Annotated in this window: 10 protein-coding genes; all 10 read right to left on the bottom strand. The window is 49.1% G+C overall.

Features of this window, described 5'->3' with window-relative positions:
- Nucleotides 1-5 precede the first annotated feature (5 nt).
- Genes J3369_RS06310 through J3369_RS06265 form a run of 10 tightly spaced genes read right to left on the bottom strand, consistent with a single transcriptional unit; the run spans nucleotide 6 to nucleotide 11,933 of the window.
- Nucleotides 6-1,340: a glycosyltransferase family 2 protein gene (locus J3369_RS06310; protein ID WP_349585058.1), complete on the bottom strand. Its 1,335-nt coding sequence runs from the start codon at nucleotides 1,338-1,340 to the stop codon at nucleotides 6-8.
- A 10-nt stretch (nucleotides 1,341-1,350) separates the two neighbouring features.
- Nucleotides 1,351-2,667 carry a glycosyltransferase family A protein gene (locus tag J3369_RS06305; RefSeq protein ID WP_303574386.1) on the bottom strand — a complete coding sequence of 439 codons (1,317 nt, stop codon included), beginning with the start codon at nucleotides 2,665-2,667 and terminating at the stop codon, nucleotides 1,351-1,353.
- Nucleotides 2,668-2,669: 2 nt separating this feature from the next.
- Nucleotides 2,670-5,012, bottom strand: coding sequence for an HAD-IA family hydrolase (locus tag J3369_RS06300; protein ID WP_349585055.1), 2,343 nt, complete (start codon nucleotides 5,010-5,012; stop codon nucleotides 2,670-2,672).
- On the bottom strand, nucleotides 5,009-6,331 hold the full coding sequence (locus tag J3369_RS06295) for a glycosyltransferase family 2 protein (protein ID WP_349585052.1): 1,323 nt from the start codon (nucleotides 6,329-6,331) through the stop codon (nucleotides 5,009-5,011). The genes J3369_RS06300 and J3369_RS06295 overlap by 4 nt, the downstream gene beginning before the upstream one ends.
- Entirely contained in the window at nucleotides 6,328-7,281 is a 954-nt protein-coding gene (locus J3369_RS06290) for a glycosyltransferase family 2 protein (protein ID WP_349585050.1), read from the bottom strand. Before J3369_RS06290 ends, J3369_RS06295 begins: the two co-directional genes overlap by 4 nt.
- The gene (locus J3369_RS06285; protein WP_349585048.1) at nucleotides 7,278-8,471 is read right to left on the bottom strand and encodes an acyl-CoA reductase; all 1,194 of its coding nucleotides are present in this window, start codon (nucleotides 8,469-8,471) and stop codon (nucleotides 7,278-7,280) included. Before J3369_RS06285 ends, J3369_RS06290 begins: the two co-directional genes overlap by 4 nt.
- Nucleotides 8,468-9,577, bottom strand: a complete 1,110-nt coding sequence (locus J3369_RS06280) for a LuxE/PaaK family acyltransferase (protein ID WP_349585046.1) — start codon at nucleotides 9,575-9,577, stop codon at nucleotides 8,468-8,470. The genes J3369_RS06285 and J3369_RS06280 overlap by 4 nt, the downstream gene beginning before the upstream one ends.
- A complete protein-coding gene (locus tag J3369_RS06275) occupies nucleotides 9,564-10,946 on the bottom strand; it encodes an AMP-binding protein (protein WP_349585044.1) in 1,383 nt (460 codons plus the stop codon). Before J3369_RS06275 ends, J3369_RS06280 begins: the two co-directional genes overlap by 14 nt.
- A complete protein-coding gene (locus J3369_RS06270) occupies nucleotides 10,943-11,710 on the bottom strand; it encodes an SDR family NAD(P)-dependent oxidoreductase (protein ID WP_119500540.1) in 768 nt (255 codons plus the stop codon). The genes J3369_RS06275 and J3369_RS06270 overlap by 4 nt, the downstream gene beginning before the upstream one ends.
- Nucleotides 11,694-11,933: an acyl carrier protein gene (locus J3369_RS06265; RefSeq protein WP_303574393.1), complete on the bottom strand. Its 240-nt coding sequence runs from the start codon at nucleotides 11,931-11,933 to the stop codon at nucleotides 11,694-11,696. Before J3369_RS06265 ends, J3369_RS06270 begins: the two co-directional genes overlap by 17 nt.
- Nucleotides 11,934-11,942: the final 9 nt, after the last annotated feature.

Below are 11,942 nucleotides of genomic sequence, written 5' to 3'. Positions count from 1 at the left end.
GATTTTCAAACAATTTCTAACTCCGAAGCCATTTCTTCAATACTACGACTTATTTCGTTATAGCTGCCTGACGATGCGATAACTACAAGTTGAATGTCTGATTCAGACAGGCTGTCCGGCGCTCTTACAGGAATACCATCAATGGCTTCGATATTCTGCCATGCACGATCAACGATAAACGCAGGGCGGATCCCTGCTGCAGACAAAATCTTCAGTAATCGCCGGCCTGACTCTGCAGCCCCATATATAGCAAAATGGTGATTGTGTTTCAGCGTCCGGCCAAGCACACGGGCTAGCGTAGTATCGGGAAAATGCCTTTCTTTGGTTTTCAAATGAAAACGCGGATCGATAATAAATCTGGCCGGAAAAGCCTGTTGCTCCAGTCCTGCAAATTGACTGACTGATAGCCCTCCGGCAAGTCTGACTGTCTGCTCGTTTTCCAGTAATAATGATGTTAAACGGGATAAGTCGTCTTTGTTGATTGTCAAAACCTGTTCCCGCAATGACGATTCAAATAAATCAATCAGTGGTTCATAGAGGTGTTTGCAATCTTCAGGCGTCGTTTTCAGGATAAGTGCGAGTCCCGTAGTAAAACTCAACAATATTTCCTGTTCCGCCATGCGGCCTTTTTCAAACGCTTCGAGAGTGTTGTGAAGCCACACCAGAGAGCGGGTCCGGTTCATCGGTCCCCTTTTAGACGACATGCTGTTTTCTCTTTTGTGATAAACGGCAAGTGCGCTGTGCAGGGTACGAACCCGGAAACCTGACACTAATAATCTGAAGATCAAATCATAATCTTCATGACCCCCCCTGACCCTGTCTGAAACAGAAAAAGCGCCCGCTTCCCTGATCTCAGCAGTTCTGAACAAATAGATATGAGGAGGACCAAAATTGATTAATGCAATGGCTGAAAGTGGCTCTCCGAATGCAGGAAGAATATCCCCGGTTCGTCCGGTCTGTTCACATATTTCAGTAAAACCAGTACAACTGATAGTTTTCTCTGCACAGCCAAAGGACAGTAGTTGCCTTTCAATACACCCTGGCCTGAGCTCATCATCCGCATCCAGAAATTTAATGAATTCGCCATTTGCTGCTGCAAGGCCAGTATTTCGTGCCGAAGATAAACCACTGTTATTCTGACGGATTAGGCGTGCTGAATCATAACCCGCCGGAATACTCAAAGCAGGTTCACTACCATCATCAACCACAATAACTTCGATGTTCTGGCAGGTTTGCGATTTAACAGAAAGGAGAGCCCTTTCAAGATAGGCCTGTTGCTGAAAGCAGGGTATAACGACAGTCACAGCAGGAGAGAGTAAATGTGCATTAATCTTCGTCATATCCTGCCACTCAAAATAATTGAACTGATGGAAATGAGGCACTCAGAGACGCCGAAATTTCTTCTTTGTATGCCAGAGAAGCAATGATGATAACGTCGATACCGCTGACATTCTCTGCGTCGACTTTCACCACGGGAACATCGCGATAAACTTTAATTTGCTCCCAGTTCTGATCGAAAATGACCTTCACTTCGAAGCCGGCGGATTTAATAAGTCCGGTTATACGCTGCCCAAGTTCTCCAGCACCGTAAACAGCGATATTTTGTTTTTCACGGATAAGCGCAAATAAACTAACCAGATAATCATCACGAAAATTAGCAATTGGCAGTGCCACGCTGGTACGGTAATCAATTAATTCCTGCAACTCCCAGTAGGCACCGTATGGCGGTGGCTGGCAGAGTCCGGGCCGGAGTAATTCAATAAGAGAAAGATTCGCCGGGTCATCCTGTAACTCATCAATCAGCGTTTGAATTTGTGCCCCGCCGGGAAAGTCCTGCACCCGCAACTTTTCTTCCAGCATACTTCTGACAGTCTTTAAATCTGAGGAGAAAGCAGCAGGCGTGATCCTATTAAGATGACTGAAGCTGGTAAGAATTGCCATCAGAGTGTGCCCGCTCAGATTATTTTTGATCAATAACTGTTTTACCGCGTTGGTCCAGACATTCGCCCTTGAACGATGCATAGCATCATGATTGGTCGACATGGAGCCGGAATAACGATAGTACACAACACCTGTACAATGATGGGTGATGACCTGAGCGTTGTTGAGAAGTAAACGGAGAAGCAAGTCATAGTCTTCGTGCCCTCCACGTGTACGCTCAGACACATCAAAGCCGCCTGCAGCAATCACATCAGTTTTCTTAAACAGATAACAGTGAACAGGGTAAAGATTAAGCATCAAAGCACCGTGCAGCGGATTGCCAAATGCACGGACAACATTAAGAGATTCGCCGGTATCTTCAAACTGCTCACGGTACCCGATACAACTGATGGCACTGGTATCACCATTCATTGCTGACACCTGCTCTTCCAGGCAGCATGGAAGCAGTTCATCATCGGAATCCAGAAATTTAATCAGTGTCCCGCTGGCAGCCTGTAATCCGGAATTGCGTGCCGCAGGCAAGCCACTGTTAGACTGTCTGATCAGTATAACCGGAAAGGAAAACTTTTCAGGCTGCACATTGACCGCCGGCTCGCTGCCATCATCAATAACAATCACTTCAATATTGCGGTAAGTTTGAGATTCAACTGAATTCAGTGCACGTTGCAACAAATGCGACTGCTGATAACAGGGGATAATGACAGAAATGAGCGGTTCATCTTTCATTTTTATACACCTGCCGGGAAAATTCCCGCCTGTTCATCATCCGGCGCGATAATTTCTATACCGCAGCATTCTTGCTTTTGGGCTTCCAGCATAATGGTGTCTTTTATTTCCTGCTGAAATGCCTGGGAGGCAATCACAATTCGCCGGCAACCCTGCTCAAGCGCCGCTCCCGCGCTGACAACTGTATAGCCCGCCACCTGATAGTGTTTTCCCAGCCCGGCTTTGCGATCAATCAAATGGCTTACAGCGATCCCGGCTGCTCTTAACGAGGGAGCCAGAGCAACAAAGAATTCACCGGCACCGTATACGCCAATATTCTGCCATCCCAGAGACGCCATTCTGTTGATCAGAAAATTAATTGCCTGCTGCCTATCATTTTTTAACAGCCCCATAAACCGGGGAACAGTATTCTTATCCTCTGTTGCCAGTACTCCGGCTGGCCAGTGAAGTTCACCCTTCTGCCATGCCCCGCCGCTGGTTACCAGGGCGACAGCCTGTTGTCTGGCAGAGTCAGTTTTCAGCTTTGTTTTCTGCTCTTCATCAATCACATAGAATTCGTTTTCACTGCCAAAGTTATCCTGATGCTTCAGTTGAGCAAACAACGTTGCTTCTTCTTCACAGGGCATCATGAGATAACGCTTCACCAGCATTGCAGCCTGCGAGGTCGGGGGTGGAGGCAGCTCCATCTTATGAGCCATATCCATATAAGTCAGGCAACCTTCAAGAAAGGCATCGCAAAAAGCACTGTTCTCCGGCAACGCCCTGCCCGTGACCGGTCTGACTTTCCCGTCATCATCGACGTAACTCAGTGTGGAGCCTTCACTCCCGAGTAATAAAGCTTCAATACATTCCGGCGACCGTGCCAGACGATCAGCAATACGGTCATATAGTCCACCGGGAGGCAGAAAAACACTGTATATAGTGTGGTTGAGGAAACGGTAAATTCTGTTCGTGGCAAAAAACAAAAAATTGGCTTTGGCAGGGCTGCCAAAAATGGACTCCAAAGAATGCTGAATAGTCCCGCCATCACCAAAATCGACTACGGCACAATCGCCGAAATCCGCCCTTAAAATATCACGCGTATAACGCAAAAACAGGGATTTTTGGGTAGCCACTTTTTGCTGTATTCTTGCACTGTTTTTGTGTGCTTTTTCCAACAAGACCTGTCGTAATGTCCGCCCGTCTACCATCATGTTTCCGGCGCTGCGCAAGCAAACAGATGGACTGAGACTGCCGAATCCGTCAGAACTGAGATAAAAATCATCAGCAAAGTTCTGCAGCGTGTATCCATTGTAATGTATAAGCGTATCAACAGCCTGTTCCAGCCAGTCTGCTTTTTCAGTATTAATCCCAGCCCAGAATGCTGACAGGCGGGACACATACAGTGATTCCACCGTAATGCAGTCTTCCCCCTGAAGTGCAAAATACTTTCGCAGCAGTGGGGTAAAAAACGCTCCCTCCCGCATGACACAGAGAATATGCCTGATGTTTGCAACTTCACATTGTGCTCGTAGCCAGCCGGCAAAAGCCTGCATTACCGGGCCCCACACGAAGCTGCCTAAGTCACGTGCAATATACTCTGCTCCCCCTTTTTCGCTGTGTGCCGGTTGTTCAAGACAACTCAACGTACGTGCAGCGCCAGAGACACCGGGCTCCGGAGACAGGGCCATTTCCATCCGGGTAATAAAGTGCACATCGATAGCCGGTGAAAAATGCAGAGCGTCGAGTCCGGCCGCCAGGGCTGCGTCCACATCTGAGGCTTTATTATCACCTACATGCAACCAGCTTTCCGGGCTGGCTTTCAGTACTTCTTTTACGTGTAAAAACATTTTACCGCTTTGCTTGGTAACGCCGGTTTCAGAGGATACGAAAAGCGGTAACTGACAAAGATCTTCATTCCCCCTGAAAAAAATCTCACGGATTTGTGCGGCAGAAAAGTACATATCGGAAATGAATGCAACCTGAATCCCCTGCTCTTTAAGTTGCCTGATCACATCAACAAGCGCTGTGTTAACCACACTTATCTGCGTTTCCGCCTCACACTCAGCCAACGCCAGTGCACTGCGTAATGCAGGAGAAAAGGGCATAGCGGAAAAAATTTGCTCAAACTGTATGTCTTCACGTTCATTGTATAGCTGTCTGGCCAGTGCTTCAGCGTGGACACGTAACGAGGGATAATCCGGAGCAGGCACCCTGTGTCCGGCAAAAATGCTGCTATCTATGAGACTGAAAACCTGAAGCGGATCTGAGACGTGCCTGAAAATCAGGGTATCGAATATATCGAATGTAACGGTTTTTATTTGCCTGCCGGTGACACGCTGAAGAATGTGCCGGTAAATATTCATATCGACGTATCCGCGACTGAAGTGCCGGCACGATGGAACGCCACATAGCCATCTTCTAATTGCCTGCGGATTACAGGCCCGTGTACCTGTGCAAACAGCTGCTGGTAAGTATGATAAGCATGCTGAATTGCAGTTACTTCCTGCACCTGACAAACATTAAAAAAACGATCAACGACATATCCGCCTGCAGGCACTTCTGTCACGTCCAGAATATGACTGACGACATGGATAGCATCCTGTCCGGCTTCTGAACCGGCATATTGGGCACAGCTGATAATTCTGGCCTGAGGCCAGACCTGAAGGATTTGTCCCGTCACTGCAGTATAATTGTCAGGTTCATCACACACCACCAGCCTGATCCAGTCCTCACCAATGGCATCCCGCCAGCAATACTCAGACTTAGCCAGAATATTCTGTGGCTGAGCGTACCACTGCCCCATGGCAAAATCATAGACAGACAGATTACTGCTGAGCGATTGTGAAGACTGTCCCTTGCGACTGGCCCAGAATGCTTGTCTGGGGAGCTCACTTAGCCTTACAGCGATAAATGAATCAAAAGACTCTTTGGTCAGATACTTCGCAAAATACCTCAGCCGGTTACGCTCAAAGTAATAATTACTGAATGTATTGGTGGCGTGAACTGCTCCCATCTTATGCTGAACACGGGCACTGGCAATAGCGTGGACTTCATAACCGGCCTGCTTCACCCGGGTACACCAGTCCATATCGTCCCAGTAGATAAAATGAGCCTCATCGAACACGCCCGCTTCGCGGATTATCTCTGTACGTGTGACCAGGCAGCATGCGGGCACATAATCGCAGACCACAACGTCCGGCAGCGAAGTATCATCTTTGTGGCCTTTTAATGGCGTTTTCACACCATAGTTTTCCCGGTCAATAAATGCACCGAGTTCCTGCAAAATGGCCGGATCATCCATGGTGCAGATTTTGGCACCGGCAACGCCCACTTCAGAATGTGCCTGTAAGTACGCAATCAGTTTGGGTAAGGTGTCGGTGTCGAGAAGAATATCGTTGTCCAGCAAGGCCACATAATCGCACCCGGTTTCCACTGCTGCACGCATGCCGGTGGCAAAGCCCCCTGCTCCGCCGGTGTTTTCTGCTTTTGCAATCAGCGTCACCTGTTTGCCGTACTCGCTTTCAATCAGCTGCTGACTGCCGTCGGTGGAAGCATTGTCCACCACGATCACATTGATACTCAGTGAATCAGATTGTGTGGCCAACAGAGAATCGAGGCAGCCTTTCAGGTAATCTTTTTTATTGAAGTTGCAAACTACTGCCGTCAGGGAGACTGTCATCATGCACTCCCCTGACGAATAAAAGCTTTCACTTTTGACGGGTTTGCCCGGTTGCCAAACGCAAACCGGTGGCGCTCATCGAAGAAGTAGCCGGTTGCAGACGACTTTTCTATCCACTCAACAAATTTCTCATCGTTATCACGGAACAGAAAGTACAGCGCCGCAGCAAACTGATGATGGGCAATACCCTGCTGAATAATGTCCGGCTCTACACCAAATTGCGCGGTCTGTTCGCAAGCGAGACAGATATCCCGCAGGCTTTGCTCACGACGCTCTGCACTACGCTGCGTTTGCGCGCCAAAGCTGTCAGGATGAATACGGTAACGCCCCAGTACGTCCGGCATGTAGTCGATGCGGGCATTCAAGAAACCGGCGTTTAAGATATAAAACGGATAGTCCAGAATAATGCGGCACTCTGTCGCAATGGTGCAGGCAAGATGGTTATGCCTGCGGAACATCACACTGCTGGCCTGCATATAGGTGCCGTAGCGAATGAGATGAGTGATGTCTGACTGTGGTGGAATATGCTGCCAGTTGTAGAAAGTCTGGCTGTACAGGCGAATGGTTTCATTAGTTTGCGAATCGAACATATCAGACTCATGAAACACCATCTGGCATTCAGGATGATTGTCGAGATAGTCCACCTGCTTTTGCAATTTACCCGGTAGGGCAACATCATCGCCGTCCAGATAAGCAATGTACTTACCTCCTGCTTCACCAAGCAGGGTTTTCATATTTTCAGCCAGTCCGGCATTCTGCGTTTTAAAGATGGGTTTTAAGTGACTGAACTCCTGACACAGCGCTTCAATTTCTTCGCGGGTGTGGTCAGAGGATGCATCGTCACACACCAGCACTTCATAATCGAAATCGACATGCTGGTCCAGCACTGAACGCAGGCACTCCCCGATATAACGCTCAAGATTATAAGCCGGTACAATGACTGACAGTTTCATTCAAACACCACTTTTCTGCCTAACTGGCTAAACAAATCATATCCGTCCCAGTCCGGAGAAAAAGCAAGTGCATTCCCCAGAGGTACTACCCTGTCTATTCCCTGTATCGGCAACGCGCGGATAATCATAAAAAGTGCTTCTTTTTCAAAGCCGGCATACGACAAAGTCTGCCAGCCTGCGTGGTCGTAACCGGCAATGGCCTGTACATCATCAATATGAATACAGAACAGCGTACTATGCCCCTGATGGCGTTCCAGCAAGGCATGGTGCCAGTGATTAATATGTACAAGAGACAGATCACCGCATTGCTCTTCAGTACTTGCCGCACCATCAGCAATACACCACTGGGCAAGCACTAGCTGCTCGTTACGCTGCACCATTGAAGGGGCATGCTGAACCGCGATGTCTGACAGGGCGCGGGTCAATGTGTTCCAGTTTTGCTTTTCTCCCGTCCAGAACAGAATGCGGGGAGAAGAACAGGCCTGTTGCTGAAACATATCGCATTCACGCCACAATGCTGATGCCATGGCTTCTGCCTTTTCATCAGCACTTTGCGCACCGTCACTATTCAATGCATCTACATTGATCAGTGCTGCTGAAAATCGATCGGCAAAACTGATATCCCGGCATCTTGGCTTACAGGATAACCCGCGTATTTGCCTCACGCTGTCGTCTCCGCCCCATAACACTCTGGCATCCGCCAGCATGCTCACTGCCGGGCCGGCAGGGTCATCCCGATCAAAATGGATAAACTGATTGCCGGCATGGAGGGCAGCATGTTCCGGTAGCAACAGCAAGTAGCGTAACTTTTCCAGCAGAACTGTTTGCACATCACTGTCTCTGCCCGATACCCGTACCAGATTTCTGTTGCCCATCAACAAGGCGCAAATCCAGCTGTAGATAAACATGGTGTCCACATTCGCCGGTGTGTAATGCACCACCAGTCCCAACGGACGGTAACTTTGCTTTGCTATATTGGCTGTCAGCGCATTCAGATTACCTTGTCTGAGCCAGTGACCCAGCGCTATGAGTTCAGGATACTGGCGGCAGTCTGATGATGTCATGAGCTGGCGCGATAACGCAGTAGTAAATACCAGCACGTCAGCGGCACTGACAGGAAGATTTTGCGCACTGATTGCCGGCAACGCATCAGCGGAGACTGGTTCCTGCCGGATTAAATCTTTAATCACACAGCACCTCCGGCAGTATCACTGCAACCCCGCAATTCTGCTTTCGGCAACCGTCCTGTGACTTCGAAATATCGTCCTTTACGCCCGCAGGTACAATCGTCTTCCCCCAGAATTCTGCCACGATCTTCAGTCAGTAAACTGTAGCCGGGATAACTGTGAGGCAACGCCGATATAACCTGAATAATACCGGGTTCGTCAGGGCCGCAGATTGCCAGCGTACGGGGATCGCGGATCACCACTTCTGCCAGTGAAGGTGCATGTAAGTGGCCTTCTTCACATTCCACAAATACACTGCCTACCTGCTCTGCCATGCCGTAAAAGTTATGCACTTTTGTGATGCCGGTTACGGTACGCACGGTATCTTTGAACTGGAGGTTACTAACCTGTTTGTCCTTAAGCTTTTTCCATCCGCCACTGTGAATAAGGATCCCGTCAGATAAATTAAGCGCAATACCGTCTGCTTTAAGCGCTTCCACGAAGTGTAACCACACCATAAAGGTAAAGCCGAACACCAGCACCGGTTGTCCGGCATACTTATCTGCAAATTCCTTTACCGCCTGCTGATTCAGCGACATATCGGTGTTCAGTGCATAGGTATGTCCGCGACCAAAAAAAGCCATGCCGCCGACGCCGGCTCCCCGGGCTGAGAGATGAGGGCTTTTCAGCACATCCGGCGAATCAATGATCAGCATAGGCAAACGCTGTTTACCAATAAATTGCTGCATGATGGTAACCAGCGCTTTGGATTGTCTGCCGCTGGTTTCTTTGTCCAGGGTCACTTTCGCCGTCACCTGACCGGTCGTTCCGGATGACTGCAAGGTTTTAAACACATTTTGGGGTGCTACACTGCTAAGATGCATCAGTTTGAAAAGCCGCACAGCCAGATAAGGTAAGTCGCTGTATTCATGGAAAATCTCTGCGGAGGAGGCGAAAAGCTGATGATATGCATCACAATGTGTCAGATGATGCTGATGCAGCAATGACGTGACATGACACAGTAAGCGACTTTTCTCTGCCTGAGGCAGGCCATACACGGGTTCGCTGAGCAGCAGGTTATACGCGTCTTCATAAGACTTTGGAAAAGGCGCGGTATCAGCCGTTATCATGCTTATCCCTTCCTGCTTTCAAAATAGCCTGATAATCTGTTTTTCCGTTACCCAGCAATGGCCAGTCTGAAAATGCCCGTACCGTTAAGTAGGCAGGCGGCGCGGATACCAGAGATTTAAGACGACTTTCAGCTTCTGACACCTCACTTTCCCGGCATGCTATGACAAGAAAGTTGTCCTCACCGGCCACTTTAACTTCCAGCCCCTGCTCTGCAAATAACGCTTCCAGTCCGTCCAGATTCACCCGTTCACCAGCCAGTTTAATAATGCGTTTCAGGCGGCCTGTTATGGTGTAGTCGCCGTCTTCATCGAAAAAGGCTAAATCACCGGTATGTAACACAGCGGAAGGAGAAAACGCTGCCAGATCGGTATGATCAGACACATACCCCAGCATGACATTTTTTCCTTCATACAGCAGTTCACCCGTTACGTAGGGCTCACTGATAAGCCGGCCATATTCATCACAAAGTGACAATTTGCCGCCCGGTATCGCTTTACCTGCTGCTGAAGGTTTGCTTAATACGGTATGTGGTTCGAGATATGCCATTCTCGCGGTCGCCTCTGTTTGTCCGTACATGATGAAACATTGCTTGTTGTGTTTATCGGCATATTCAGCGAGGGTTTTAACCCCGGCTTCTTTGAGCTTGCCACCAGCCTGAGTGAAATAGGCAAGTTCCGGCAATAATTGGCGGTCGAACCGTAAGCGCAGCAGCATTTCATAAAAAGACGGTACGCCGGACAGTGACGTCACCGCTTCATCTTTAAGCAACGTCCAGAATGCACGGTCCATTGGCGTGAGTGAAGTCAACCTGACTGTCGCCCCTTTTGCCAGATGGGTATTTAGTACCGACAACCCGTAAGAATAGGATAACGGCATGCTAAGCAGGGTTTTGTCTTCTGATGTAACAGGCAGATAAGAACAGATAGAGGCCGTATTCGCAGCAAGGTTTTCACGGGATAAAGCAACAAACTTTCCACCACCGGTTGAACCCGATGTGGTAAGCAAAAGTGCCAGTTCCCCGGCTACAGGTATGCACCGCTGGTGTTTTACGGTCAGGCTGTTATCTGCCACCAGCAAATTGGGGGGGAGCCTGGTGATTAATGCCTGTTGTCCTGCTGCGGACAAACCAGGGTGAAACAGCACCACAGGAAAGCCCGATTTCAGACAGGCCAGGTAGCAACTTACAGAATCAACATTACCGCACATGGCCAGTGCCACTAACGGTCGCTCCACGGTGCTACTGAGTTTTTCCTGCCACTCTGCAATATGCCTTTGCAGCTCAGCGTAAGAGCAGATCCCTTCGTCTGTGATCAGTGCCGCCTTTTCACTGTTGCAGGCAAACACATCCTCAGGGAACACAACGCTCACGGATAAAATAACCCGTCCACGGGCAAGGTATGTCCCGTCGTATAAGCGGACTGACGGGACAGTAAAAATACAACAGCCCGCGCTACATCACCGGCACGGCCAGCCCTTTTCATGGTAATTCTGGCTTCCACTTCAGCCCTGGCATCCTCTTCGTAATGCGCGGTAAGTCCTGTATCGATGAAGCCCGGGGATACTGCATTCACACGGATCCCCACTGCCGCCAGTTCTTTCGCCAGCGATTTGGTTGCTCCGCTCAGCGCAGCTTTACTGGCACCGTAGGCACTCATGCCTGTAGCCCCCATTTCGCCAATCTGAGACACAATGTTCACAATACTGCCATGTCGGTGGCGCGCCATTAAGCGGCTGGCCAGTTGCATATGCTGATAAGGGGCAAGGAAGTTCACATTCAGCTGTGACTTTAACGCGTCCATACCGCTTACGGTAAAAGCGGCTTCTTCCATAATGCCGGCATTATTAACCAGGCCAGTTAACGGACCGATATCACTTTGATTCTGTTGTTTCTGAATTTGACGGAAGGCGTCTTTAACCGCTTTTTCGTCAGTCACGTCATAGTTCAGCGGGATCACCCGTGATTCATACTGATTTACCAGCGCAGCCAGTTTGGCTTCATTGCGCCCGGCAGCAAATACTGCGGCACCGGCCTGCACGCACTCATTAACAATGGCACGGCCAATATCACCGGTAGCCCCTGTTACCAGTACCGAGCCACCTTTAAGCAGGATAGATTCAGAATTGGACGTCATACTTTGTCAGGATCTCTTTCGCTTTGCCCACGGAACTCATATCAATAATGTCGTCGGTATCGAGCATGACATCAAAGGTGTTTTCCAGCTCGGAGATCAGGATCATGTGTGCAGTAGAATCCCACTCTTTAATAGTGTTGTAGGTCAGTTCATCCGTGACCAGCTCTGCACCGATCCCCAGAGCCTGAACAAATGACTGTACGAGCTTTTGCTGATTATCCACAAAAAACCT

The sequence above is a fragment of the Alteromonas sp. NFXS44 genome (assembly GCF_040148705.1).
Lineage (GTDB): Bacteria > Pseudomonadota > Gammaproteobacteria > Enterobacterales > Alteromonadaceae > Alteromonas.
This window is presented reverse-complemented; position numbering and strand designations above follow the sequence as displayed.

Bases quoted from the DNA above. Each gene is read 5' to 3' on its own strand.
- J3369_RS06280 (WP_349585046.1), bottom strand. From the start codon at position 9,577: ATGATAACGGCTGATACCGCGCCTTTTCCAAAGTCTTATGAAGACGCG.
- J3369_RS06300 (WP_349585055.1), bottom strand. From the start codon at position 5,012: ATGAATATTTACCGGCACATTCTTCAGCGTGTCACCGGCAGGCAAATA.
- J3369_RS06305 (WP_303574386.1), bottom strand. From the start codon at position 2,667: ATGAAAGATGAACCGCTCATTTCTGTCATTATCCCCTGTTATCAGCAG.
- J3369_RS06310 (WP_349585058.1), bottom strand. From the start codon at position 1,340: ATGACGAAGATTAATGCACATTTACTCTCTCCTGCTGTGACTGTCGTT.
- J3369_RS06290 (WP_349585050.1), bottom strand. From the start codon at position 7,281: ATGAAACTGTCAGTCATTGTACCGGCTTATAATCTTGAGCGTTATATC.
- J3369_RS06295 (WP_349585052.1), bottom strand. From the start codon at position 6,331: ATGATGACAGTCTCCCTGACGGCAGTAGTTTGCAACTTCAATAAAAAA.
- J3369_RS06270 (WP_119500540.1), bottom strand. From the start codon at position 11,710: ATGACGTCCAATTCTGAATCTATCCTGCTTAAAGGTGGCTCGGTACTG.